The sequence below is a fragment of the Microbacterium esteraromaticum genome, from assembly GCF_017303215.1.
Classification (GTDB): domain Bacteria; phylum Actinomycetota; class Actinomycetes; order Actinomycetales; family Microbacteriaceae; genus Microbacterium; species Microbacterium esteraromaticum_C.
Genome location: NZ_JAEMWU010000001.1, coordinates 455,133 through 481,165 on the forward strand (window position 1 = coordinate 455,133; position 26,033 = coordinate 481,165).

Here is a 26,033-nt window from a genome sequence, read left to right on the forward strand (position 1 = left end):
AGGGACTTTCGCGTGCGTGGGGGCGCACGGGGGCGGATGCGTAACTGCTAGGGGAGAGCACATGCTGTATTTTCGCGCGCCCAAACGGCGCGATCATCTGGCGCGCCCGAGCGCGCTCCGCCGCGTCATCTCTGCGTTCACCGTGGGGTTGCTGGCGATCATCGGCCTCGTCGCAGCACCCGCTGCAGCGGTCGCCGCGACCAACGCCGCCATCGCCATCGGCGGCGTCACCATCGAACCGGCCGACGCGAAGCTGACCATCGGCGACTCCGTCACGGTGTCGGGCACCTGGGACGCCTCCACGGCTGATCCTCGGCCCGGTGACACCTTCACGATCGGGCTGCCCGACGTCTTCGAGTTCCCCGCCGCCGTGCCGTTCGCACTGAACGGTCCCGAGGGCGTGGTGTGGGGGAACTGCCTCACCGATCCGTCCACCGGAATCGCCGAGTGCACACTCACCGACGCCGTCACCGAGCGGCCAGAGCTCGTGGCGGGAACCTGGCAGTTCCAGGTCGAGGCCATCCAGACGACCACCGAGACCGAGGTCGTGTTCGACCTGAACGGCACGCCGGTGTCGGTGCCGCTGCCCGGAGGCGGCGGGATCGATGACGGCATCGAACTGCCCGGCGAGGTCTCGAAGGCCGGTCAGATGAACAGCAACAACTGGTCGATGACGTGGACGATCGACATCCCCGGGGCGAACCTGGTCGCCGCGGGCGGAGACGTCGCACACATCACCGACACCTTCGGTGCCGGCCACGTGCTGTGCGACCCGACCGGGTTCCGTGTGCAGACCGTCCGCGGTGACACTGTGGTCGACGTGACCGATCTCGTCGAGTCGGCACCCGTTGCCGGCGAGGCAGGATTCCGCATCGCGCTGAACGCTCCCCGCGGCGGTTTCAACGCCGACGTGACGTACCGCCTCACCTACGAGACGTGCACGCCGGACGGACAGATCGACCCTTCTGGCACCACCTACGAGAACTCGATGCAGATCGAGGGCTGGGGTGAGGCCGGTCAGGGCATCGGCACAGTCACCAACCGCCCCTGGCACCTGGGACTGACCAAGTCCGGCACCGTGCTCGGGAAGGGCGACCGCAACGGTCGGATCGCCTGGATGGTCGTCGTCCCCGGCGACCAGCTGTTCGGCAAGAACAGCTTCACCTTGACCGAGACGCTCGGCGAGGGGCACCAGCTCTGCACCGACACCGTTTCAGGATTGCGCGTCTTCGAGCGCTACGGCCCCAGCGGGCAGCGCGATCGTGACATCACGAATCTGCTCGCCGTGTCGAACCAGACCTCATCGGCGCAGGCCTTCAGCGGTGTCTACACGATCGACGATTCCGACTTCGCGTTCAAGCGCTCCGACTACCGCTATCTCGTGAGCTATGACACGTGCGTCACCTCGGCGGATCTGCCCGAGGCGGGCACGGTCTACGCGAACACCGTCTCGATCGACGGCGATGCCACGGGCGGCGAGGCGAAGGTTCCCGGACGCTCGCAGGGTAAGAAGGGCAAGATCAACGGAGCGACGGTCACGATCGACGGCGTCGAGCACATGCCGCAGACGACCCTCGACTGGAACGTCACGATTCCGGGTGAGAAGGTCGACGGCATCACCGGGCCGCTGACGCTGACCGACACGCTGTCCTCGACGCAGACGGTCTGCGCCGCGGGTGACTCGAGCGATGGCCTCGCCGCGCGTATGAACCTCGCAGTCACGGCCCACGATCAGATCAGCAACGGCGGCCTGAAGAGTGTCAACCTCACCGACGCCACGACGGTGACGGTCGACGGTCAGCAGGTCACCTTCGAGATCGCCGAACCGTCGCTGCCCATGCCACAGGGGGGCACGAGCGACGGATTCACCCGTGAGTACCAGTACACGCTGAGCTACACCACGTGCACCACCAGCGGCGGTATGGATGCGCCGGGCACCGAGTACGGCAATGCGATTGCCGGTTCGGGCATCGAGTTCTCGTCGTCCGTCACCCAGAAGTACAGCGGTTCAGGTACCGGAACCGGCGTCACTCGCGGATCGGTGGCGCTTGACAAGAAGCTCGCCGACACCCCGGGCGCCGCGCTCGTTCCGGCCGACACCACCTTCACCGTGCAGGTGAAGGAGATCGACCCGAAGGGTGTGACCCAGAACGCGTACGACCTCGAGGTTCCGCTCCACGGCGACCCGGTCGGCGGGCTCAACGCCCGCGGTACCGGCTGGACCGTCGAGCTGTCTGAGCCGAGGTTCCCGACCGTTTCCGGTATCACCTGGGGTGCTCCGAAGTTCTTGGCCACCGAGGGGCTCATCCCGAGCGATGACGGCACCACCGCCGTCGCCACGCTCGCCCCGGGCACGAACATCTCGGTGACGCTGCAGAACACCGCACTGCTCGGTAGCGCCACGGTCACCAAGGCCCTCGCCGGACCGGACGCCGCCCGCGAGCTCGTCGACCCGAAGCAGAGCTACCGGGTCACCGCGACGATCGACACGAGCGCGCTCGGCGACAACGTGCCCGCACAGCCGGACCGTGTTCTCGACATCACCGCCGGTGAGACCGTCACGATGGAGAACCTGCCGGTCGGCGCTGTGGTGACGTTCTCTGAGGCGAAGCCCGGCGACGACGATGTGTTGACATGGTCGACGCCGGTGATCTCGCCGAACCCGATCACCATCGAGGCCGGCCACGTCGTCGAACCGGCGGCTGTAACCGTGACGAACACGGTCAACCGCACGGTCGGGACGTTCTCGATCGCCAAGACCGTCACGGGAGAACAGGCCGACAACCCGGCCGTTCCCGACGAGGTGACGGTCACCGCGTCGTGGACCCAGGACGGCGTTGACGCAGAGAAGACGCTGACCCTCCCGACCGACGGCACCCCCGTCGAGCTCGGTGAGAACCTGCTGATCGGCACCGAGGTGACGCTCACCGAGACGCCGCTCGTCGACGGATCCAGCATCGCCTGGGGCGCGCCGGTGTGGAGCGGTACCGGAGTGACTGTTGACGGCGAATCGGCCGTCGTCTCGATCACCCGCGATGCTGAGGCACAGGTGCAGCTGCAGAATCACGCGGCCACCTCGGTCGCCGGCATCAGCCTGATCAAGGGCCTCGCCGGTGACGCGATCGGTGAGGTCGCCCCCGACACCGAGTTCCCCGTCACGGCGACGTGGACCGACGCCGAGGGCGCCGAGCAGTCGACGCAGCTCACCATCAACACCGTCGAGCCGACCCCGCTGGGGGTCGACCTGCCCGCCGGAACCGTTGTGACGATCACCGAGGGTGAGCGCCCCGCGTTCGACACCGTCGTCTGGGAATCGGTCACGATCAGCGGCACGGATGTGACAGACAACGGCGACGGGTCGGCCGAGATCGTCGTCTCGGATCAGCAGAGCGACAGCACCCTGGTGACGGTGGTCAACGAGGCCACCTGGGCGCCGGGAACCTTCACCCTGTCCAAGCAGGTCGACGGCATTCTGCTCGATAACCCGGACGTTCCCGAGGTCGTCACCGTGACCGCCTCGTGGCTCGACGGCGACGAGCCGCGCCAGGCCGAGGTGGCACTGCCCACCGACGGCACCGTCGTTCCGTTCGGCCAGGACCTGCCCCACGGCACCCTCGTCACGCTCGCGGAGTTGCCCAACGACGAAGGCCTCGCCTTCGCCTGGAGCACCCCGCAGTGGGCCGGCGATGACATCGTCGGAAACGAGGACGGCACCGCCGCGCTCACGATCGGAGCGGCGCAGGACGCCCAGGTCGTCGTCACCAATGCCGTGACGTCGAAGCTCGGCAGCCTGATCGTCACGAAGGAGCTCACCGGCAGCGGCGCGAGCCTCGTCGAAGACACCGCCTTCCCGGTGACGGCGACCTGGACCGACCTGCTCGGCGAGCCGCAGCAGCTCGACCTCGAGGTGCGTTCCGGCGAGACGACGGTGATCGCGGATCTGCCGCTGGGCACCGAGGTGACGCTCACCGAGCACTCCACCGAGCTGCCGGTCAACGCGCGCTGGCACGGCGCGACGTGGTCGAGTGGCGACGTGAACGTCGCATTCGACGACGCCGAAGGTGACGAGGTCACGATCATCGTGGTCGGCGACGGCACGGCACCCGCGACGATCACGGTTTCGAACGACATCGAGAAGCTGCCCGACCTCGCCGTGACCGGCGGGCCGGCGATCACGGCATCCGTCGTGGTGCTGGCCGTGCTGCTGATGGGCGTCGGAATCCTGATGCTCGTGCTGCACCGCCGCCGCAGCGCATAGGCGACGCGCTCACGCGCTGACCTCGGGGGTCGGCACGCCGAACGGCGTGTCGACCCCCGCAGCGTTTCGGAACGGGAGCAGCGGGCTCCGCACCAGGCAGGTAGAGCGCGCACCGGGTGCGCAGAGCACGCACCGGCCACGCCGTGATCAGCCGCGGGTGACGTCCGCGAAGCGCTCGCGCAGCGGGTGATCCTGCCCCAACCCGGCGAGGGCCACGCATCCGTCCAGCCCAGATCCCCGAGGCGGCACGAACCGGGCATCCGGTCGCTCGGCGCGCACCGCATCGATGAAGGCGTCGCGGATAGCATCCGATCCGAACACCCCGCCGACCGCGCCCACGGCGGCGTCGGCGGGAGCGTCGACGACACGCAGCGCGGCGGTGGCGGCCAGCGCCAGCTCAGCGGCCGCGTCGCGGCAGATGCGCTGCGCGACGGCATCGCCGGCCGCGGCGGCCTCGGCCACCTGCGCCGCGAACGATGCCACGGTGCGTACGCGATCGTGCGCCGCCTGCAGGTGCACGTAAGCGGTCTCGAGGTCGGGCCAACGCTCCTGCATCGGCGCGGTCAGAGAGGTCGCGGGGCCGCGTCCGTCGTGGGCGCGCATGACGGCATCCAGCGCCTCGCGTCCGATCCAGAAGCCGCTGCCCGCGTCGCCCATGATGTGGCCCCAGCCGTCGACGCGCGCGGAGTGCTGCGGGCCGACGCCGAGCGTGACCACGCCGGTGCCGGCTGCGACGACGGTTCCGTACTGGTCGCCGAGCACGCCCAAGTACGAGGTGACCGAGTCGTGCGTGGCGACCACGCGGCGCACGTCGGTGAGATCCGGATGCTGCAGCAGCGCTTCTGCTTCGGCATCGGCATCCGTCAGCCCTGACACCCCCAGCGACACGGTGTGCGGTGCCGAACCGGTCACCCGGATCACTTCGGCGACCACCGCCGCGAGCTGCGGAAGCAGCGGCTGGTTGGTGAACACTCCGGGGAACAGCCACTCCTGCACGGCGCCATCGGCGCTCAGCAACCGGGTCTTGATACCGGTCTGGCCCGCGTCGACGGCGAGCAGCGGGTACTGCGGGTGGTGCTCAGACACGTCGTGCCCTCTCGCTTGGTGTGGCGGCGACGGGTTCGCGGCCAGATGCAAGCGTAAGACACGTCTCGCGCCCGCCCGCCGGTCAGAAGTCCGGGTACTCGCGCAGGCGCTCTTCGAACTCGGCGCGGTCTTGTTCGGGCAGCAGGTTTCGGGCGATGATCATCAGCTGCACCCCCTCGACAGGTTCTCCGGTCTGCTGGGCGATCGCCTCTCGCTGCGTGCGGAACTCGCCCGTGGCGTCCTTCGAGAGGTCGTAGGTCGTGACATAGAACCGCAACGGGTCGGGATAGGTATCGGCGTAGTACTCCCACGTGTGCTGGCGCTCGACATCCGCCGACCCGTAGAGCTTCGCGACCATGTCGTCAGAGAGGCCGCTGGCGGGCACGTTCAGCGGGTAGAGCCCCCACATGTCATGCTCCATCAGCACCTGATCGATGATGATCATGATCTCGCGCTTGCGCTGGTTATCGTGCACGGGCTCTGCGGTCGTCCAGGTCGGCGAGACGTATCTCTTGAGCATCGACTCACCGCCGTAGCCGTTGCGTTCCGGACTGACGTCGACCGCACCGGCCTGCACCCAGGTGTAGCCGAGGCGTTCCGTGAGCCGTTCGCGCACCGCCGCCATCAGCTCGTCGCCCTGGCGCTGCACCTGTTCGAGCGAGGGGCCGTTGAGCACGTCGTAGTTCGAGTGCTCGTGGACGCCCGGATACGCCTCTTCGTGCCGCTGCTGCTCGGACTTGGTGCCGTCGTAGGCCTGCGTCGCCGCCGAGCGCAGCGCACTCATTGCGCCCACCGTTGCCACGTTGAACACGAGCGCTCCGACGAGGGCGATGGCTCCCAGCATCCGCCCGCGCCGCGTGAGCAGCGCCGCGACGATCACTCCGATGACGAGCAGCTGCACGACCAGCAGAGATATGCCGTAGATGGCATCTGTTCCGCCCGTCATCAGAAGCACCAGCAGGGTGACCGCGAACAGCGCCGCCGCGACGACGGCGGCGACACCGAGTGCGCTGGTGCGTTTAGGTGCGTCGGGCGCGGTGTAGACGAGGTCGGCGGATGCCGGAGGCAGGCCGGCCGCGGCATCGAGCCCGGCCGAGGCGCGCCCCGGGCGCTGATAGCCGCCGGGCGGGGGAAGAGGCGGCGCACCCTCGGCGCCGCCGACGTATCTGCTGCGACGCTGGTCTACCACGGCCGCTCCGTTCCGCCGCTGCCGCCGTCCTCGCCCAGCTGGTCCTCGCGTTCCTGCGCACCCTGATCGAGCCGATTCTCGATGTCATCGAGATCACTCTGCGAGGGTTGATCCTGTTCGCCCTGTTCGGACGGCTGCCCGCCCTGCTCGGGGTTCTGCTGTTGCTTCTGCTGCTGACGCTGCTGGTTCTCGTCGAGGGTGTCGCTCATGTCGCGGCTCGGATCGGGCGACTGGTTCTGGGCCTCGTCGCTGCGGCACTCCTCGGGCGTCTCGACGGTCATCTGCAGCGCCTGCCCGTAGAACTCGGCGGCCGACACGGCATCGCCGTCGGCCTGGGCCGCGTCACCCTGCCGTTCGATCACCAGCGACAGGTTGATGCGTACGTAGCAGACGTCCAGACCGGTTGCCAGAGGGAGGGCCGTCTCGAGGTGGTCGCGTGCCGCGGCGAGCTGTTCGGCGCCGGCCTGAGCCGTGCCGATGTTGTACGGCGCCTTGAACTGCTCGAAGCCGTTGAGCCAGGTCTGCCCGCGCGCTGCCGACTCGGATTCGGCGTACGACCCGGTGACGAACGAGCTGATCGACTGATGCGCGAACGCGTACATGCTCAACACCTTGCCGACCAGCAGCAGGCCGGCGAGCGTGAGGGGCAGGGTCGCGACCGCGACCCACCATCGGATGCGCCGACGGCGACGGTTGGCGGCGAGCAACAGCGCCGCCGCGTCGGCCTGCGTGGCGGGAGGCGTCGGATGCTGCGACGGCGTCGTCATCGTGCACTCCTGTCCTCAGGCGCTGAGACGGCACGGTCGGTCGGGTGGTCGGCCGGGGCGGGCCGGGCACGGTCATCCGCCTGATCGCGCGGCGTGCGCGGGGCGAGAGCGCCGCGCAGGCGCGTGACCTGCATCGTCGCGCGCGCCAGCTCGACACCCAGCAGCAGCACGAGCACCAGGGCGAAGATCCAGTACAGCTCGATCACGTTGCCCACCTCGCCCGACGACGCGTAGTCGACGGTGCTCGTGGGCGCTGGGGGCAGCACCAGGGGCGCATCCGCCGCGCGGGGCTGGTACTCGATGCCGAGTTGCTCGGCGACCTGCTGCAGATTGTCGTCGTCGCGCTTCGACAACGCCGGCTCGCCCCGGTACTGGATGTACTCGCCCTGGGCGGCGGTGCCGGTGGTGATGCGCATCGGGCCGCCCTCGGCGGTGCCGTAGCCGAGCACCGCCCCGCCGTCGACGTACTTCGCGCCCGAGGCGAACGACTCGGGCGGGCCCGACGCGGTCTGCTCGCCGTCGCCCAGGTAGAACACCATGCGGCTGCGATCGGGGGCAGCCTCGGCTGCCGATGAGAGGGTGTCTGCCAGCATCCGACTCGCGATGCCGATCGATGACCCCCGCGACTGGTCGGTGACCTCGGGACTCATCACTTCCAGCGATGACATCAGCGCCGTGGCATCCGTCGTCAGCGGCAGGCGCAGCTGCGCCGCCGCGTCGAAGCTGATCAGCGCGAACCGCGCGCCCGGGTACTCGTCGACGATCGTCTGCACGTCGTCGCCGACGCCCTCGAGGCGGGGTGCGCCGTCGGCCCAGTCCTCGGCGACGATGCTCGCCGTCGTATCGACGACGAGCACGATGTCGGTGTCGGTCGCGAGGGTCTGCGACGAACCACCCGGGATGCCGGGACGCAACAGCATCACGAACACGACGACGATCATGCCGAGCCTCAGCAGCCATATGCTGCGACCGGCATGATCGCCCTTCCATCCCTTGGCGAGGGCGAACACGGCGAGGGCCGCCAAGGGCGTGCACAGCAGAATCAGCAGCAACGGAGGCAGCACGGGCGTGAAGATCACAGCCTCACCACCCACAGCAGAACGACGAAGCCGAGGATCGCGACCAGCATTAGCGCCATCCACAGGTTCGGTGTGTCGACCCAGACCACCTGCGCCTGCCCCTGCAAGGCGCGGGCCTCCTGCTTCTGGATCTGAGCGACGATGTCGGCGACCGTGGTGGTGTCTCTCAGCGCGTAGGACTGCCCGCCGGTGATGGCGGCGGCCTGCGACAGCTGCGCGCTCACCTCGGCGTCCTTGCCCTGCACGGGATTGAGCGCGAACACCCGCACCTGTTGCGCCCTGGCATACTGCGCGGCCTCCTCGACGGTCAGGATCGACGCGCCGGCGAGCTCATTGTCGGTCGCGAGGATCACCGAACGGCTGCGCTCGTCGTCCAGGTGGTCGAACCGCATCGTGCAGGCCGCGAGGCCATCGCCGATCAGCGAAGCGCCGGGGCCGTTGAGGGTGCCGACCCAGTGCTCGGGCGTCTCGTCGAGGTAGTCGAAGCTCTCGCGCATGCGCTGCAACTGCTCGCGGACGAACGCGTAGTCGTCGGTGAGGGGGAAGATCTGCACCGGCGAGCTGTTGAAGATCGTCAGACCGATGCGCTCGCCCTCGAAGCTGTCGAGCAGTTCATCGAACACGGTGAGCACCTCGACGTCGACCTCGGTCATCGATCCCGAGACATCCAGGCACAGCATGATGTCGCGGCTGGTGTTGACCGGCTGCACGGTCTGCGCCGACATCGGCCGCGCGGCGACCACCCCGGCGAGCAGCGTCGCGATCACGCCGAGGGCGAGGATGCCCGATAGCGCCGCCATGCGGCGACCCACCGATGCGCGGAAGGCCGGAAGAGTGCGCAGTCGCTCGGCGCGTGAGACCAGGGCCGCGGGCGCCGCATTGCGCGCGGCGCGAGAACGCAGACCGAGGGCGACGCCGACCACGATCGCGACCAGCACTACTGCCGCGGCGATCAGGACGACCCAGCTCGTGTTCAGTGCCATGTCGTCACCACCGTGCGGGCGGCCTCGGCGCCGGCAACCGGATCGATCGCGGGTCCGCGCTGGAAGATGCTGGGGTAGTAGTGGCGGCGCAGCGCGTCGAGCAGTGCCGGCTGCACGCCGCGCGCGACCAGGTCGTCCAGGGCGAGCACCGGCGCTTCGAGCCCCGAGTACTCGTTGACGAATGAGCGGACGCATCTGCTGAGCTCGAGGTTCGCCCTGCGGGCATCCGCGTTTCCGGATCGGTACGCGGTCTCGATGCGGTCCACCTCGGCGAGGTAGTCGGTGCGCAGGCGGGCGAGTACCGCAGAGGTCGGCGGCCGGTAGAGAGCAGTGCCCGGAACCGTGATGCTGCGTCGCGGCCGGGTCAGGAACAGCAGCAGCCAGGCGCCCAGCGCGAGCACGGCGAGGACGCCGAGGGCCAGCAGCAGCCAGCCCCAGCCGTACTGCACCGGAGGATAGAGCTCGTCAGAGGCGGGCATGCGACCTCCGATCCAGCATCGCCAATAGGGCGGGCACGGCCGTGTCGCGCGATCCGAACTCGGCGTGTGTGATCTCCAGCCGACGCAGCATCTCGTGGCGGCGGGCGGTGTCGGCGGCCTCCTGCGCGGCGAGCTCGCTCAGCACCGCGGCATCCCCGTGCACGAAGTCGGGCACCGCCCAACCGGTGTCGACGTCGCGGCGGTGCGCGCGGACTGCCGCCACCGGATCGGCATCACGCACGGTCAGCCACAGCACGTCGTGCTGCACCGAGAGCCGACGCAGCTGCCGCTCGGTCTCATCGGTCACGGGCGCCTCATCCGTCACGATCACGACGATCATCCGCTTGGATATGTTGCGGGCGGCATATGACAGCAGGGCGCGACGGTCGTTCGGTGCCGTGCTCTCGGTGGCGGCGCGATCGATCGTGCGCAGTGCCCGTTCGAGTGCGGCCTCACTGCCGCCCGGGGCGAGTCGGCGCACCCGATCGGCATCGCCGTACACGACCGAGAAGTTGTCGCCGTGACGCACGGTCAAGAACCCGAGCGCACCGGTCAGCAGCACCAGCAGCTCGCGCTTCGACCCCTCATCCTCGGCCAGCGCATTCATGCCCCGACCGGAATCCACCAGAAAGAGCACGGTGTGCTTGCGAGTGGCCTTGGTGCGCTTGATCAGGGGCTCCCCATGCCGGGCTGTGGCCCGCCAGTCGATATCGCGCACGTGGTCGCCGTACTCGTAGGGTCGCAGATCCTCGAAGTCCAGGCTGCGCCCCCGCAGCAGCGACGCGTAGGCACCGTCGAGCGCGTGCATCGACTTCTGCGACGAGTGGATGAAGAGTCGGCTCTTCACCTGGGTGACGAGGCTGGGCATCGGGCGGGTCAGGGGGTGGGTACGGCCGCGAAGATCTGATCGATGATCTCTTCGCTGCGGATGCCCTCGGCGTGGGCTTCGAAGGTGAGCAGCACCCGGTGGCGCAGCACGAGGTGACGCAGGGCACGCACGTCCTCGGGCAGCACATGTGTGCGGCCGTTCAGCAGTGCCAGGGCGCGCGAGGCCTGCAGGAACGCGATGCTCGCGCGGGGGCTGGCGCCGTACTTGATGAAGCGCTCCCGCTCGTCGCCGATGTAGGGCGCGGGATTGCGGGTGACATAGGCCAGCTGCACGATGTAATTGCGGATCGCCGGGTCCACGTACACACGCGAGGCGATCTGCTGCAGCTCGTGCACATCGTCGAGGCTGACGGCGCCGGGAACATGCCGATCCGGGTCAAGCACGCCCGAGTCGATGCGGCCGAGGATCTCGAACTCCTCGGCGGGACTCGGGTACTCCACGATCTCCTTGAGCAAGAACCGGTCCATCTGCGCCTCGGGCAGTTCGTACGTGCCCTCCTGCTCGATGGGGTTCTGCGTGGCGATCACGAGGAATGGCTTGGGCAGGTGATGCACCTCGCCACCGATGGTGGTCTGGCGCTCCTGCATCGCCTCAAGCATCGCCGACTGGGTCTTGGCGCTCGAACGGTTGATCTCGTCGAGCAACACGAAGTTCGCGTGCACCGGTCCGAGCACCGTACGGAACGTTCCGGTGGCCGCGTCGTAGATCTGGCTGCCGGTGATGTCGCTGGGCAGCAGGTCGGGAGTGCACTGGATGCGCTTGAAGCGCGCCTTCACGGTGTCGGCGAGAGTGCTCGCCGCGGTGGTCTTGGCGAGCCCCGGCACCGACTCGAGCAGGATGTGCCCGCCCGCCACCAGCGCCACCAGCAGGCTGGTGCGCAGCCGCTCCTGCCCCACCATCTTCGTCGCGTACGAATCGCTGATGATCCGCAGCGTGCGCTGCGCCCGGCCGAGGTCATCGGCGGTCAGTGCCGCGGCGGTGCCGTCGGCCGGCGCGGATGCCGGGGGAGCGGCCCCCATCGCCGGAGGCGGCGGGGGCGGCGGCGTGAGCGGAGAGGACCCTGGCATGTCTGTCACCCGTACAGGGTAATCCGCCCGCAGCTGAGCGGGCCGAGTGATGGCATGACCTGCGAAGCGGGCTAGGCTCCGGCTATGAGCCGAACAGTGCCGTTCCTCGATCTCGCCGACCCCTCCTTCGACGTGACCTCCGAGGTCGTCCACGACGCCCGAGACACCGGGTGGTACACCGAGACCCCGTACGGCTGGGCGGTGCTGCGGTACGACGAGGGCACAGCGCTGCTCAAGGACAAGCGGTTCCAGCAGGGCAACGCCCGATGGCCCGCGCAGAACGGCATCCATGAGGGGCCGTGGCAGCAGTGGTGGGCCGAGACCCTGCTCAGCATCGAGGGTGCCGACCATCTGCGCATGCGCCGCCTGCTGGGACCGGCGTTCCGCAACAAGACGATCGAGGCGATGCGCCCACGATTCCAGGCGCTCGCGGGCGAACTCATCGACGCGTTCGCCTCGCGCGGTCGCGTCGAGTTCGTCTCGGAGTTCGCCGAACCGTACGCGTCTCGCATCCTCTGCTACCTACTCGGCCTGCCCGACGACCAGTGGCCGCAGGTGGCCCGCTGGGCCGACGACCTCGGAAAATCCTTCGGCATCAACGTCCGCCACGACCTGCCGCGCATCGAGGCGGCACTCGAAGGCCTCACCGGATACATCGAGGAGGTGATCGAGGACCGCATGCGCACGCCCCGCGAAGATCTGGTGACCACACTGGTGCAGGCGCACGAGGATGGCGACGCACTCGATCGCCGCGAGCTCAGTGTCGCGCTGGTGTTCCTGGCGTTCGCAGGGATGGAGACCACCCGCAATCAGCTCGGCCTCGCCCTGCAGACCCTCCTGGCCCACCCCGAGCAGTGGAAGCTGCTCGCGGAGCGCCCCGAGCTGGGCGCCGCGGCCGTCGAAGAGGTCATGCGCGTCAACCCCACGGTCACCTGGGTCACCCGCGAAGCGATCGAGGACGTCGATCTGAATGGACTGCACGTGCCCAAGGGCGGCATCGTGCAGGTGCTCTCCCATGCGATCGGCACCGATCCCGCACGGATGGGCGACGCGCCCGGCTTCGACATCAGCGTCACGGATCGCCCGCTGCATTCGGGCTTCGGCGGCGGCATCCACCACTGTCTCGGGCACTTCGTCGCCCGCACCGACATGTCGGTCGCCCTGCCGTTGCTCGCCCAACGCATGCCCGACGCCGTGCCCGACGGCCCCGGCGATTGGCTTCCGGTATCGGGCAACACCGGTCCCGTGCGGTTCCCGATCCGGTTCACCGCCTCGTGATGAGCGAACGAGAACTCACCACCGACGTCTCGCTCACGCTGCCGAACGGAAGACTGAATCCGGATGCCGTCGGCTGGGCGCGCTCGCCGCTGGTCGACACGACGGGGATCGGGCGTGGGCGCGGCCGCAACAAGCGCTGGGAGTATTGGGGCATCACCACCCCCACCCATGTTGTCGGCATGACCGTGTCATCGATCGATTACGCCGCCGTGCTCGAGCTGTGGGTGCTGGATCGCGCGACCGAACGCACCTGGCACGGCACACCGACACTCATCCCCGCCCGCGGGGTCGTGCTGCCCGCGCGGGCCGAAGCCGGTCCCAGCCGCGCCAGGGCGAAGGACTTCGAGATCGACATCGACGAACTGCCCGAAGGCACCCGCCTGCGCGCACGGATGCCCGGCGTCACCGTCGATGTGATCGCGGAGCTACCGGCCGGCCATGAGCGCCTGGCTGTCGTCGTGCCGTGGAGCAGCACGCGGTTCCAGTACACGGTCAAAGACGTCGCGCGGCCGGCATCCGGCATCCTCACGCTCGACGGCGTCGCCCACGCGCTCCCCGCGGGGGAGTCGTGGGCGGTTCTCGATCACGGTCGCGGACGCTGGCCGTACGATATCCGCTGGAACTGGGGCGCCGGGTCGGGCCGATCCGGCGGCCACACGATCGGCGTGCAGGTCGGCGGCAGATGGACGGCGGGCACCGGATCGACCGAGAACGCGTTCGTCGTCGATGGGCATCTGCACAAGATCAGCGCCGAACTGGACTGGCAGTACGACCTGGCGCAGTGGCGCACACCATGGCGGGTCACCGGCGGGGGATTGGATGCCACCTTCACCCCCGTCTATGACAAAGTGACGCGCACCAACCTCGGCGTCGTCGCCGGGTCGACCGACCAGTGCTTCGGGGATTGGTCGGGCGTATTCTCGACCGCGGACGGCGAGCAGATCGCCTTCGACGGCATCTTCGGCTGGGCCGAAGAGGTGCACAACCGCTGGTGAGAGGGAAGAAACGGATGCCCCGGGTGCGCCCGCACAGAGGGCCCGTCACCGACCCTGCTAACGTCGAAAGGGCAGCCGCATCCCTGGATGGTTGAGCCACACCGCTCCCGTCGGGAAGCCCTGTCCCTGTGACGGATGCGGGTGCGACCCATACATAACCGAATCAGAGGATGCATACGTGACCAGCAGAGAACGAGTAGCAATCATCGGCGCCGGGCCTTCGGGCATGGCGCAGTTGCGGGCCTTCGAGTCCGCAGCACGTGCGGGGGCTGAAGTCCCCGAAGTGGTGTGCTTCGAGAAGCAGGCCGACTGGGGTGGGCAGTGGAACTTCACCTGGCGCACCGGACTGGACGAGTTCGGCGAGCCCGTGCACTCCAGCATGTACCGAAACCTGTGGTCGAACGGCCCCAAGGAAGCACTGGAGTTCGCCGATTACTCCTTCGACGAGCACTTCGGTCGTCCCATCTCGTCGTACCCGCCGCGTCCCGTGCTGTGGGACTACATCGCCGGACGCCTCGAGAAGACCGACGTGCGCGATCAGATCCGTTTCCAGACCGTCGTGCGCTGGGTCGACTACGACGCCGAGCGCGAGATCTTCACGCTCACCAGCGAGGACCTGCCCAGCGGCACGTCCACGACCGAGGAGTTCGACCGGGTGATCGTGGCCAGCGGCCACTTCTCCTTCCCGAACGTGCCCGAGTTCCCGGGTATCGAGACGTTCCCCGGGTACATCAGCCACGCGCACGACTTCCGCGGCGCGGAGGGCTTCGCCGACCAGGACGTGCTGGTCATCGGCGGCAGCTACTCGGCTGAAGACATCGGAAGCCAGGCGTTCAAGATGGGCGCCCGGTCGGTGACCGCGAGCTTCCGCTCGGCACCGATGGGCTACGACTGGCCGGATGGCTTCGAGGAGCGCCCGGTCGTCGAGCGCTTCGAGGGCAACATCGTGCACTTCGCTGATGGATCGTCCAAGCGCATCGACGCGGTGATCCTGTGCACCGGATACCTGCACAAGTACCCGTTCCTGCCCGACGACCTCGCACTGGCGTCGCCGAACAACGTCTACCCCGATGGTCTGTACCGCGGCGTGATCTGGCAGGGCAACCCGCGGCTCGCGTACCTCGGAGCGCAGGACCAGTGGTTCACGTTCAACATGTTCGACGCGCAGGCCTGGTACGTGCGCGACGTCATCCTGGGGCGCCAGGAGCTGCCCGCGGCCGACGAGCGCGCCGCATCGATCGCCGAATGGCGTGCCCGGTTCGAGGCGATCGGCTCGGCGGCCGATGAGATCCGCTTCCAGGCCGACTACATCCGCGATCTGCTGCAGCAGACCGACTATCCCGAGTTCGACATCGACCGGGTCGTCGAGATCTTCCTGGAGTGGAAGCGCGACAAGAAGAACGACATCATGGGCTACCGCGATCGGGTGTACCAGTCGGTGATGACCGGCACGATCGCCGTCGTGCACCACACGCCGTGGCTGCAGGAGCTCGACGACTCGCTCGAGCGCTACCTCGACGAGACGCCGGCGGAGTCGCTGGTCGCGTGAACCTCGGATCGGGCGGTGCCGCGGCGCCGCCCGATCCACACCACGACCGTCGCGATGAGGATGATCGCGACGGCGATGCCGATGACGTAGACCAGCACGCCGCCGTATCCGCCCTGCAGGTGCGGGTCGAGGAACGGGTACGGGTACCACCAGGGTGCGCCCGTCGCGGGAGCGATGACCAGGTTCGCGCGGATCAGCGTGTAGGCGACCCACACGACAGGGAACACGGCGACCACCAGGACGGTCGACCACGGCAGCGCCCGCCGGCGCGGCGCGACGAGCACGTCGAGCAGCAGGAACAACGGGAACACGACGTGCAGCACCTCGTTCGACCACGGCACCGTCACACCCTGCGGCAGTTCGATGCCGCGCAGCAGCAGGTTGTAGACCACGCCGGTCACGATCATGTATGTGCTGACGCACACCAGCAGTAACGACAGCCAGCGCGGCTCCGGACGCGCCGGATCCCTCTGCCCCAGTGCCCACGCCGCCGCGATGATCAGGGCGATCGCAGCCGAGACATTCGAGAGAATCGTGAAGAAGCTGAAGAAGTTCACCGCGACCGTGGGCAGGTGACCGCCCCACGGTGTCGTGGCCTCCAGCGCGATCTGCAACGTCAGCGAGAGCTGCGCCACGATCGCCGCGATACCGAGCAGTGCTGCCGCTAGTCGGGCGAAGGGCCACCAGGTCGTCATGGGTGAACTCTAGCGATCCCGTGGGCTTCGCTAGGATGGTCTCGCCCGTTCGGGCCAGCTCATCTGCCGGTGCAAACCCGGCGAACAGCGTGCAGTACCAGGGGGTACACCCATGCCAGGAATCGTGATCGTCGGCGTCCAGTGGGGCGATGAGGGCAAGGGCAAGGCGACAGACCTGCTCGGAGAGCGCACCGACTGGGTCGTCAAGTTCAACGGCGGTAACAACGCCGGACACACCGTCGTCATCGGCGACGAGAAGTACGCCCTGCACCTTCTGCCCTCCGGCATCCTCAGCCCCGGGGTCAACCCGGTCATCGGCAACGGCGTCGTCGTCGACCTTGAGGTGCTCTTCGAAGAGCTCGACGCGCTCAACGCGCGCGGAGTCGACACCTCGCGCCTGCGGGTCAGCGCCAACGCGCACATCATCACGGCGTACCACCGCACGCTCGACAAGGTCACCGAGCGCTTCCTCGGCCAGCGCCGCATCGGCACCACGGGCCGCGGTATCGGGCCGGCCTATGCCGACAAGATCAACCGCGTCGGCATCCGCGTGCAGGACCTGTTCGACGAGAACATCCTGCGTCAGAAGGTCGAGGGCGCCCTCGACCAGAAGAACCACCTGCTGGTGAAGGTCTTCAACCGTCGTTCGATCACGGTCGACGAGATCGTCGACGACCTGCTGTCGTACACCGAGCGGCTGCGCCCGATGGTCGCCGACACCGGCCACCTGCTCGACGAGGCGCTGGAGCGAGGCGAGGTCGTCGTGTTCGAGGCCGGCCAGGCCACCATGCTCGACGTCGACCACGGCACCTACCCGTTCGTCACGTCGTCGTCGGCCACGGCCGGTGGCGCGGCGACGGGCTCGGGCGTCGGCCCCGGCCGTCTCGACCGCATCGTCGGCATCGTCAAGGCGTACACGACGCGCGTCGGCTCGGGCCCGTTCCCGACCGAGCTCGACGATGAGATGGGCGAGTGGCTGCGCCAGACCGGCGGCGAGTTCGGCACGACCACGGGTCGTGAGCGCCGTACCGGCTGGTACGACGCGCCGATCACCCGCTACGCCACGCGCGTGAACGGCATCACCGACATCGTGCTCACCAAGCTCGACGTGCTCACCGGCCTGGATGAGATCCCGGTGTGCGTGGCCTACGACGTCGACGGCGTGCGCTTCGATGACGTGCCGGTGAACCAGACCGACTTCCACCACGCGAAGCCGGTCTACCAGAGCTTCCCCGGGTGGAAGGAAGACATCTCGACGGCTCGCACGTTCGAGGATCTGCCGCAGAACGCGCAGGACTACGTGCTCGCGCTGGAGGCCATGAGCAACACGCGCATCTCGGTCATCGGCGTCGGCCCGGCACGCGACCAGGTCATCGTCCGTCACGACCTCGTCGACTGACCGCATCCTCCGTCTATTCGGCACAAACCCGCGCTATCGCACCCGGATTCCGCGGGTTTGTGGCGAACAGACGGGTGCAGGGTGCAGGGCGCAGTGCCGGGGAGACAGGGGAGAGCATGACGCGGTTCTGGACGGGGGGCTACGGGCCCGACATGGACGGCGACGGCGACGGGATCGGGATCCTGTCGGTCGACGAAGGACGCGGGCCATCGACGTTGCGGCACCGCGGCACGGCGGCCCCGGCCGCCTCACCCTCGTGGCTCGTCGCGCACCCGACTCTCGACGTCGTCTACGCCGCGCTGGAGGGCGCCGGTCAGGTACAGGCGTTCGCCCGCGACGGCGAGACGACCCTGCGTCCGCTCGCCCCGCCCGTCGCGGCAGGGGAGGGCGTGTGCCACCTCGCGGTGTCACCCGGAGGGCGGATGCTGATCGCCAGCTGCTACGGCGACGGGCGCGTCATCAGCTTCGGCCTCGCCGACGATGGCCGACTCGTCGAACCGGTGACCGATAAGGCCGCCGCGCTGCGCGCCGCCCTCTTCGGCGGCGACGAGCCCACGGCGGAGCGCCGACATGCGGCATCCGACCCCCATCCCCTTCCGGCGGGGGAAGACCCCCGCAGATCGCACGCGCACGCGGCGGTCTTCTTGCCCGACGGGCGCATCGCCACCACCGACCTCGGGTTCGACCTGGTGCGGATCTGGCGGGCCACCTCGGGTGCGCTCGACCTCGACCACGAGGTCGTGCTGCCTCGCGGCACCGGCCCCCGGCACATGGTGATGCATCCCAGTGGGCACCTGCACGTGGTGACCGAGTACTCGTGTGAGGTGTTCACGCTGGCATCCGATCGGGCCGGGACGTGGGGGCTGGTCTCGGCCACCACGGCGTCACCGATCGCGCAGCCGGGTTTCGACTTTCCCGCCGAACTCGCCGCCTCGCGCGACGGACACACGCTCTACACGGCCCTGCGCGGCAGCAACACGCTCGCCGCGCTGCGCGTGCGCGGCGGCGGCGAGTCACTCGAACCGCTCGCGCTCGCCGAATCGGGGGTGGACTGGCCGCGTCACCACCTCGTGTACGACGGCACGCTGCTCGTATCGGGGCAGCGGTCGAACACGATCAGCGTCGTCGATCTCGACGAGCGCACCGGCGCACCGCGCGACGTGCGTCACGTCACGGCCGCACCCACTCCGTCGCACGTGCTGCCCGCGCGCTGAGCGCGGGGTCGATGCTCAGACGGTGAGCCAGTTCCGTGCCGCAGCGGTGAGTGCGCGCACGCCCACCGCGAGCGTCGGCATGATCACAGGCGCGTAGAGCGGGGAGTGGTTCGAGGGCAGTTCGATGACCCGTGCGGCCAGTTCGGCGACCGTGGTTCGGCCGGCGAACTCGGCCGGGTCGGCCCCGCCGAGCAACCAGTACACGCAGGGGGCCCCGGCCTCAGCGGCCAGGATGCCGACGTCCTCGCTGCCGGTGACCACGCCGGGGTCGACGACCATGACGCCGGCGAGATCCGAGGCCAGCGCGCCGCGCACCCGTTCGACGGCGGTGGGGTCGTTCACCACGGCGGGGAACGAGTGCATCGCCTCGATCAGTGGCGCACGGTCGGCGCCGGCAGTGATCGCCTCGCCGCGCACGATGCGCTCCACCGCGTCGAGCACGCGGCGACGCACGGCGGTGTCGAAAGTGCGGATGCTGACCTGCAGCTCTGCGGAGTCGGGGATGATGTTGGCGGCGTCGCCCGCGTGGATCGAGCCGATCGTCAGCACGGCGGTCTCGGTGCCGGGGACCTCGCGCGAGACGATGGTCTGCAGGCGCAGCACGACCGATGCGGCGAGGACGACCGGATCGATCGTGGCCTCGGGCCGGGAACCGTGGCCGCCCCGCCCGTAGAGGGTGATGCGCAGGGCGTCGGATGCCGCGAACGAGGCTCCGGGGCGCAGCCCGATCGCCCCGGCGGGCAGAGGTGCGACGTGCTGACCGAGCACCACGTCGGGGGTGCCGAACCGGTCGTACAGGCCGTCGTCGACCATCGCCCTGGCGCCGGCGCCCTGTTCTTCGGCGGGCTGGAAGACGGCGATGATCCGGCCCGACCAGTCGTCCTGCGTGGCCAGGGTTGTCAGGGCGCCCAGCAGCGCGGTGACGTGCATGTCGTGCCCGCAGGCGTGCATGACCGGCACGTCCTTGCCGTCGCGCAGGGCGGTGACGGTACTGGCGTAGGGCAGGCCGGTCTGCTCGGCCACGGGCAGGGCATCCATGTCGGCGCGCAGCAGCACCGTCGCTCCGGTGCCGCGCTGCAGCACTCCGACGACGCCCGTGCGCCCGACCTGCTCGGTCACCGCGAAGCCCAGCGCGCGCAGGCGCTCGGCGACGATGCCGGCCGTGCGGGTCTCGGCGAAGCTCAGCTCGGGATGCGCGTGCAGGTCGCGGTACACGGCGGCGAGGTCTTCGAGCAGGGCGTTCTCCACAGTGTCCTCCCGGGGGCGGCTAGGGTGATCCTCAAACCTATCGGAGCGTGCCCCACACCATGGATCGGACGACGACCACGACAGGCGCGCGTTTGTCGCTCGTGCCGCCGTTGCGCGTGTTGCCGCAGGCTGCGGTGCTGGTCGCGCTCGCCGCCGCGGCGCTGTGGGCGATCTCGGCGGTGTTCGATGCCCGGGTGGCCTCGGCGGCGTATCTGACGATGATGCTGCTGCTCTCGCCCGCACGGTCGGGCAGCCGCGGTGTCCGCGTTCTCGCTGCCGCGTGGGCGGTGCTGATCGCGGTTGTCGGGCATCTGATCGGATCACTGGGGCTGTGGGCGACCCTTGTCGCGCTGGTCGTCGTGTGCCTCGCACAGGCGCTGTACCGCATCGGGGATGTCGCCGTGGTGACGCGCTCGCCGGTGAACCTGGTCGTCTTCGCGGGACTGGCGGGCACCGGGACGACCCTGGGCGAGGTGGCCATCGGCGCGTCGATCGGTGCCGCGCTCATGCTGCTGGCCGCGCTGCTGGTGCCGACGCGTCCTGCTTCGGCGCAACCCGTGCCGGCCGCGGAGCGCCTGGTCGACGGTGTCGTGCTCGCCGTGGGCGCGGTCACGACCGTGCTGGTCTCGACCTGGTTGGACTTCGCGTACGTCAACTGGGCGCTGCTGTCGTTCTGCATGATCGTCGCGGTTGGCGGCCCGCACCGCGGTGGTCGGGCACGGGACCGCGTGATCGGCACGCTGATCGGTACCGTCGCGGGCACGCTCGCGTCGCTGCTGCCGTCACCGTTGCCGCTGATCATCGCGGTTGTTGCGGTGCTGCTGTGCGTGACGTACCAGCTCGTCGGCGATTACACGATGTTCGTCGTCTTTCTCACCCCAGCCGTGCTGCTGCTGAGCAGCACGGACCAGTCGGCCCTCGCACTCGGTCTGGGCCGGATCGAGGCTGTTCTCGGTTCGGCGATCGTGGCAGTGTGGTGCACCTGGCTGGCGCACCGGCTCTCGAGGGCGGTGGGCGGTGCGTCGGCACGCGACACCGATAACCCCTAGAGCGGAGGCCACCATGACCGACGAATACGACCTGATCGTGCTGGGCGGGGGACCCGTCGGGGAGAACATCGCCGATCGCGCCGTGCAGGGCGGGCTCACCGCCGTGATCGTCGAGAACGAGTTGGTGGGCGGCGAATGCTCGTACTGGGCGTGCATGCCCTCGAAGGCGCTGCTGCGCCCGATCCACGCGGCGCACGCCGCCGAGCGGGTGCGCGGTGTCTCCGGCGCCTCGCTCGACCCCCGTGAGGTGCTGGCCCGCCGAGACGCGTTCGCGGCGCACTGGTCGGATGCCGGACAGGTCGACTGGTTGCACGACTCCGGCATCGACCTCGTCCGCGGTCGGGGTCGGCTCAGCGCTGAGCGCGAGGTGACCGTCGTCACCGACGACGGAGAGCGGATGCTGCGCGCTCGCCACGCGGTGGCGATCGCCACCGGCTCCGAGGCTGTGATCCCCGGCATCCCGGGTCTCGCCGAGGCGGAGCCCTGGACGAGCCGTGAGGCCACGAGCGCGCAGGAGGTGCCCGAGTCGCTGGCGATCATCGGCGGTGGAGTGGTGGCCGTCGAGATGGCGACGGCATTCGCCGGACTCGGATCGCGGGTGACGCTGCTGGCACGCACCGGGCTGCTCGGCGGCATGGAGCCGTTCGCCGGTGAGCGGGTGGCCACGGGTCTGCGCGAGGTGGGCGTCGAGGTGCGTCTGAACACCGAGACCACCGAGGTGCGTCGCAAGGGAGCACAGGTGCGCGTCACGGCCGGCGGCGAGCAGATCACCGCCGCCGAAGTGCTCGTCGCCACCGGGCGACGGCCCCGCAGCACCGACATCGGCGTCGAGATCGTGGGGCTCGAAGCCGGTGCGGCGGTGCCCGTCGACGACACGATGCTGGTGCCCGGAACCGACTGGCTGTACGCCGTCGGCGACATCAATGCCCGCGCGATGCTCACCCACCAGGGCAAGTACCAGGCCCGCGCCGCGGGCGACGTGATCGTCGCCCGCTCGCGCGGCGAGGTCGTGGCCGATCAGCCGTGGGGTCGGCACGTGGCATCGGCCGATCACTCCGCCGTGCCGCACGTGGTCTTCTCGCGCCCTGAGGTCGCATCGGTCGGGATGACCGCGGATGCCGCCCGCGCGGCCGGCTATCGCATCGACGTCGTCGATCAGGACCTCGGCGCCGTGGCCGGCGCCGCACTGCACGCCGACGGCTATGCGGGTCTGGCCCGCATGATCGTCGACACCGAGCGGGACGTCGTGCTGGGCGTCACGTTCGTGGGCGACGACGTGGCTGAGATGCTGCCGGCGGCGACGATCGCCGTGACCGGTGACGTGCCGATCAGCAGGCTGTGGCACGCCGTACCCGCGTACCCGACGATGGGGGAGATCTGGCTGCGCCTGCTGGAGGCCTACGGGCGATCATCGGCCTGAAAGCGGCGCGTGAATACGGCGAATCGCCTGAGATCCGCCCCTGACGTCGGCGGTGTCCCCTACGCTCGAGAGGCGATCGAGGAGGCACGACCCCATGAAGGCACGACCCGAAGGATCCCGCCGGTAGGCGGCACCGCACGATGATCGAGTTCCGCTCCGTCACCAAGACCTTTCCCGACGGCACCCGTGCCGTCGATGACTTCAGCCTGCTGCTGCCCTCGCGAAAGACGACCGTGTTCGTCGGTTCGTCGGGGTGCGGCAAGACCACCCTGCTGCGCATGATCAACCGCATGGTCGAGCCCACGACGGGCGATGTGCAGATCGACGGCGAAAGCGTGCTCGGCGCCGATCCGGTCGCGCTGCGCCGCAGCATCGGCTACGTCATGCAGAACTCCGGCCTGATGCCGCACTTCACCGTGCTCGACAACGTCGCCACGGTGCTGCGCCTGACCGGTGCCGGGCGTCGGCAGGCGCACGAGCGCGCCCGCGTCATGCTCGACACCGTCGGTCTCGATCAGGCTCTCGCCGATCGCTACCCCAGCCAGCTCTCGGGCGGGCAGCAGCAACGCGTCGGCGTGGCCCGCGGCCTTGCCGCCGACCCGAACATCCTGCTCATGGACGAACCCTTCGGGGCCGTCGATCCGATTGTGCGCGCGGATCTGCAGCAAGAGCTCATCCGTCTGCAGAGCGAGCTCGACAAGACCGTCGTGTTCGTCACGCACGACATCGACGAGGCGTTCCTGCTCGGTGACCAGGTCGTCATTCTCGACAAGGGCGCGCGCGTGGTGCAGGTCGGCAGTCCCAGCGAGATCATCGAGAACCCCGCCGACGACTTCGTCGCGGCGTTCATCGGGGCAGAGCGCGGCCGCCGCGCGCTGCGGGTGAAGCAGACCGCGCACGGCGCTGTCGTCGTCGACTCCGAGGGGCGCACCCAGGGACGCCTGCTCGCGGATGCTGCGGATGCGAGCTCTGCGTCGCCATGAGCTGGGTCGTCGACAACCTCGAGCTGATCTTCGAGCTGACTCTGGTGCATCTGCGCCAGAGCATGATCGCGATCGTGCTCGGCCTGGTGCTCTCGATTCCGCTCGGCTGGGTGGCCTGGCGATTCCGGCTGGTGCGCGGCCCGGTCATCGTGCTCACCGGGCTGCTCTACACGATCCCGTCGCTGGCCCTGCTGATCCTGATGCCCGCCGCGCTCGGCTACTCGGTCATCAGTGAAGCCAACCTCGTCGCGGCGCTGACGATCTACGCCGTCGCGATCCTTGTGCGCGCCGTGGCCGACGGGCTCGACTCGGTCGACCCGGGCGTGCGTCAGTCGGCGACCGCGATGGGATACGCGGCGCCGCGCCGATTCTGGGGTGTGGAACTGCCGTTGGCGGGTCCCGTCATCCTCGCCGGGCTGCGGGTGACGGCAGTGTCGACTATCTCGTTGGCCACCGTGGGGATTCTGATCGGCGTGACCAACCTGGGCTACCTGTTCACCAACGGGCAGCAGCGCCGCCTGGTGGCTGAGGTGCTCGCGGGTGTGGTCGCCGTGGTGATCATCGCGCTGCTCGTCGACCTGCTGCTGCGTCTGCTCGGACGCGTGCTCATGCCATGGTCCAGAACCGTTCAGGCCGTCGGAGGTGCGTCATGAACCTCTTCGCCGATGCCTTCGCGTGGCTGTTCTCACCCGAGCGACTGCAGGGCCCGTACGCGCTGCAGACCCTGCTCGGACAGCACCTGTTCTACACCGTCGTCTCGGTCGCTGTCGCCGCCGCGATCGCCCTGCCGATCGGCTGGCTGATCGGCCACACCGGCAAGGGACGCGAGGTCGCCGTGGCCATCTCGGGCGCCGCCCGTGCCGTGCCCTCATTCGGTCTGCTGGTGCTGCTGGTGCTCGTGTTGGGCGTCGTGCGCACTCCGCTCGCCGCCGTCATCACCTTCGTGCTGCTGGCCATCCCGTCGCTGCTGGCCGGCGCCTACACCGGCCTTGAGGCCATCGACCGACGGGAGATCGACGCGGCCCGCGCCATGGGCATGACCGAGTGGCAGATCTTCACGAAGGTCGAGCTGCCGCTCGGTCTGCCGCTCCTGGTCGGCGGTCTGCGCGCGGCCGTGCTGCAGGTCATCGCCACCGTCACCATCGCCGCGTACGTCAACCTCGGCGGTCTCGGCTGGCCCATCATCCAGGGCATCCCGCTGCGCCGTTTCGACCAGGTGCTGGGCGGCGCGATCCTCGTCGCCGCGCTCGCGCTGATCGCCGATCTGCTGCTCGCCGTCGCCCAGCGCGCCGCCGTGCCCCACGGCGTCCGCGTGCAGCAGTCCGGAGCGCCTGCTTCCCGGCGCGCCGGACGCGTAGTATCCGCCCCGGCCTGACAACGCCGACCCCGCCGACCATTCCTCCGCCTGACCCCAACCGAAAGGCATCCGAAATGTTCACCTCTCGCAAGACCCGCACCGCACTCGCCGCGGGGGTCGTCCTGATCGCTGGAATCGCGCTGACCGGATGTGGAACGGGCGGCAACCCGCTCGACGAGCCCACCGACGACACCAGCGCCGACGGCGACACGATCGTCGTCGGATCGCAGGCCTACTACTCGAACGAGATCGTCGCCGAGATCTACGCGCAGGCGCTCGAGAATGCCGGCTTCGCCGTCGACCGCCAGTTCAACATCGGTCAGCGCGACGCCTACATGCCCGAGATCGAGTCGGGCCGGATCATGCTGTTCCCCGAGTACACCGGCAACCTGCTGGAGTACCTCGACGACAGCGCGACGGCCACCAGCGCCGAAGACGTGTACGCCGCGCTGCAGCAGGCGCTGCCCGAGGGGTTGACGGCACTCGACTACGCCGAGGCCAGCGACCAGGACACGTACACGGTGCTGACCTCGTTCGCCGAGGAGAACGACCTCACCACGATCGCCGACCTGGCGAACCTCAGCGAGCCGGCCACGATCGGTGCGGCCCCCGAGTTCGAGCAGCGACCCTACGGCCCCACCGGGGCGAAGGACGTCTACGGTGTCGACGTGACGTTCTCGGCGACCGGCCCCGGCACGCTCGATGCGCTGCTGGCGGGCGAGATCCAGGTTGCCGATATCTACACCGCCGACCCTGCGTTCCAGACCGAGGACATCGTGGCGCTCGAGGACCCCGAGAGCATGATCCTGGCCTCCAACGTCGTGCCGATCGCCTCGGCCGACGTCGCCGACGCCATCAGCGAGGTCATCAACGCCGTCAGCGCCGAGCTCGGGGCCGATGACCTCGTCGCGCTGAATGTGCAGAGCACCGTCGACCAGATGTCGTCGCCCGAGATCGCGACGCAGTGGCTGCAAGAGGCCGGGCTGATCTGAGCCCGAAACGCAGAACGCCGGCTGAGGAACGATTCCTCAGCCGGCGTTCTGCGTGTG

The 26,033-nt window shown here is 69.1% G+C and carries 22 protein-coding genes; 12 read left to right on the top strand and 10 right to left on the bottom strand.

Going from position 1 to position 26,033, the window contains the following annotated elements; all coding sequences use genetic code 11:
* Positions 1-61: 61 nt before the first annotated feature.
* Complete coding sequence (locus JF543_RS02135; protein ID WP_206822594.1) at positions 62-4,258, top strand: DUF5979 domain-containing protein; 4,197 nt, start codon at positions 62-64, stop codon at positions 4,256-4,258.
* A 147-nt stretch (positions 4,259-4,405) separates the two neighbouring features.
* Here JF543_RS02135 and JF543_RS02140 read toward each other — a convergent pair whose 3' ends face one another.
* The 8 genes from JF543_RS02140 to JF543_RS02175 all read right to left on the bottom strand — a co-directional run bounded on the left by JF543_RS02140 (position 4,406) and on the right by JF543_RS02175 (position 11,749).
* Positions 4,406-5,344 (bottom strand): N-acetylglucosamine kinase, encoded by a 939-nt coding sequence (locus JF543_RS02140; RefSeq protein ID WP_206822595.1) that lies wholly within the window; start codon positions 5,342-5,344, stop codon positions 4,406-4,408.
* 82 nt (positions 5,345-5,426) lie between these two features.
* Positions 5,427-6,533, bottom strand: a complete 1,107-nt coding sequence (locus JF543_RS02145; protein WP_206822596.1) for a hypothetical protein — start codon at positions 6,531-6,533, stop codon at positions 5,427-5,429.
* Positions 6,527-7,300, bottom strand: a complete 774-nt coding sequence (locus JF543_RS02150) for a hypothetical protein (protein ID WP_206822597.1) — start codon at positions 7,298-7,300, stop codon at positions 6,527-6,529. Before JF543_RS02150 ends, JF543_RS02145 begins: the two co-directional genes overlap by 7 nt.
* Positions 7,297-8,379 (bottom strand): VWA domain-containing protein, encoded by a 1,083-nt coding sequence (locus JF543_RS02155; protein ID WP_206822598.1) that lies wholly within the window; start codon positions 8,377-8,379, stop codon positions 7,297-7,299. The genes JF543_RS02150 and JF543_RS02155 overlap by 4 nt, the downstream gene beginning before the upstream one ends.
* Complete coding sequence (locus JF543_RS02160) at positions 8,376-9,362, bottom strand: VWA domain-containing protein (RefSeq protein ID WP_206822599.1); 987 nt, start codon at positions 9,360-9,362, stop codon at positions 8,376-8,378. Before JF543_RS02160 ends, JF543_RS02155 begins: the two co-directional genes overlap by 4 nt.
* Positions 9,353-9,841, bottom strand: a complete 489-nt coding sequence (locus tag JF543_RS02165; protein WP_206822600.1) for a hypothetical protein — start codon at positions 9,839-9,841, stop codon at positions 9,353-9,355. Before JF543_RS02165 ends, JF543_RS02160 begins: the two co-directional genes overlap by 10 nt.
* Positions 9,828-10,688 carry a DUF58 domain-containing protein gene (locus tag JF543_RS02170; protein WP_347401068.1) on the bottom strand — a complete coding sequence of 287 codons (861 nt, stop codon included), beginning with the start codon at positions 10,686-10,688 and terminating at the stop codon, positions 9,828-9,830. The genes JF543_RS02165 and JF543_RS02170 overlap by 14 nt, the downstream gene beginning before the upstream one ends.
* A 29-nt stretch (positions 10,689-10,717) precedes the next feature.
* Positions 10,718-11,749 carry an AAA family ATPase gene (locus JF543_RS02175; RefSeq protein ID WP_242519373.1) on the bottom strand — a complete coding sequence of 344 codons (1,032 nt, stop codon included), beginning with the start codon at positions 11,747-11,749 and terminating at the stop codon, positions 10,718-10,720.
* Between the two features lie 132 nt (positions 11,750-11,881).
* On the opposite strand from JF543_RS02175, the gene JF543_RS02180 reads away from it, so the two are divergent.
* From JF543_RS02180 to JF543_RS02190, 3 genes are all read left to right on the top strand, one after another.
* A complete protein-coding gene (locus JF543_RS02180; RefSeq protein WP_206821354.1) occupies positions 11,882-13,075 on the top strand; it encodes a cytochrome P450 in 1,194 nt (397 codons plus the stop codon).
* The gene (locus JF543_RS02185; protein WP_179409498.1) at positions 13,075-14,070 is read left to right on the top strand and encodes a DUF2804 domain-containing protein; all 996 of its coding nucleotides are present in this window, start codon (positions 13,075-13,077) and stop codon (positions 14,068-14,070) included. Before JF543_RS02180 ends, JF543_RS02185 begins: the two co-directional genes overlap by 1 nt.
* Positions 14,071-14,248: 178 nt before the next feature.
* Positions 14,249-15,619, top strand: a complete 1,371-nt coding sequence (locus JF543_RS02190; protein ID WP_179409497.1) for an NAD(P)-binding domain-containing protein — start codon at positions 14,249-14,251, stop codon at positions 15,617-15,619.
* Here the strand turns inward: JF543_RS02190 and JF543_RS02195 are convergent.
* Positions 15,580-16,314: a Pr6Pr family membrane protein gene (locus JF543_RS02195; RefSeq protein WP_206822602.1), complete on the bottom strand. Its 735-nt coding sequence runs from the start codon at positions 16,312-16,314 to the stop codon at positions 15,580-15,582. The two genes, JF543_RS02190 and JF543_RS02195, sit on opposite strands and share 40 nt — an antisense overlap.
* Before the next feature lie 112 nt (positions 16,315-16,426).
* Between JF543_RS02195 and JF543_RS02200 the strand changes: the two genes are divergently transcribed.
* Together JF543_RS02200 and JF543_RS02205 are read left to right on the top strand one after the other, a co-directional pair.
* Positions 16,427-17,713 (top strand): adenylosuccinate synthase, encoded by a 1,287-nt coding sequence (locus tag JF543_RS02200; protein ID WP_206822603.1) that lies wholly within the window; start codon positions 16,427-16,429, stop codon positions 17,711-17,713.
* A 116-nt stretch (positions 17,714-17,829) separates the two neighbouring features.
* Positions 17,830-18,927: a lactonase family protein gene (locus JF543_RS02205; RefSeq protein WP_179409494.1), complete on the top strand. Its 1,098-nt coding sequence runs from the start codon at positions 17,830-17,832 to the stop codon at positions 18,925-18,927.
* A gap of 15 nt (positions 18,928-18,942) precedes the next feature.
* On the opposite strand, the gene JF543_RS02210 is transcribed toward JF543_RS02205, so the two are convergent.
* On the bottom strand, positions 18,943-20,175 hold the full coding sequence (locus tag JF543_RS02210; protein WP_431522677.1) for an amidohydrolase: 1,233 nt from the start codon (positions 20,173-20,175) through the stop codon (positions 18,943-18,945).
* Between the two features lie 59 nt (positions 20,176-20,234).
* Between JF543_RS02210 and JF543_RS02215 the strand changes: the two genes are divergently transcribed.
* The 6 genes from JF543_RS02215 (at position 20,235) to JF543_RS02240 (ending at position 25,976) form a co-directional block, all read left to right on the top strand.
* On the top strand, positions 20,235-21,224 hold the full coding sequence (locus tag JF543_RS02215) for an FUSC family protein (protein WP_206822604.1): 990 nt from the start codon (positions 20,235-20,237) through the stop codon (positions 21,222-21,224).
* 13 nt (positions 21,225-21,237) lie between these two features.
* Positions 21,238-22,644, top strand: coding sequence for a dihydrolipoyl dehydrogenase family protein (locus tag JF543_RS02220; RefSeq protein WP_206822605.1), 1,407 nt, complete (start codon positions 21,238-21,240; stop codon positions 22,642-22,644).
* Positions 22,645-22,784: 140 nt separating this feature from the next.
* Positions 22,785-23,627 carry an ABC transporter ATP-binding protein gene (locus tag JF543_RS02225; RefSeq protein ID WP_179409490.1) on the top strand — a complete coding sequence of 281 codons (843 nt, stop codon included), beginning with the start codon at positions 22,785-22,787 and terminating at the stop codon, positions 23,625-23,627.
* Positions 23,624-24,280, top strand: a complete 657-nt coding sequence (locus JF543_RS02230; protein ID WP_179409489.1) for an ABC transporter permease — start codon at positions 23,624-23,626, stop codon at positions 24,278-24,280. The genes JF543_RS02225 and JF543_RS02230 overlap by 4 nt, the downstream gene beginning before the upstream one ends.
* Positions 24,277-25,002: an ABC transporter permease gene (locus JF543_RS02235; protein WP_206822606.1), complete on the top strand. Its 726-nt coding sequence runs from the start codon at positions 24,277-24,279 to the stop codon at positions 25,000-25,002. Before JF543_RS02230 ends, JF543_RS02235 begins: the two co-directional genes overlap by 4 nt.
* 56 nt (positions 25,003-25,058) lie before the next feature.
* Positions 25,059-25,976, top strand: coding sequence for an ABC transporter substrate-binding protein (locus JF543_RS02240; RefSeq protein WP_206822607.1), 918 nt, complete (start codon positions 25,059-25,061; stop codon positions 25,974-25,976).
* Positions 25,977-26,033 lie beyond the last annotated feature (57 nt).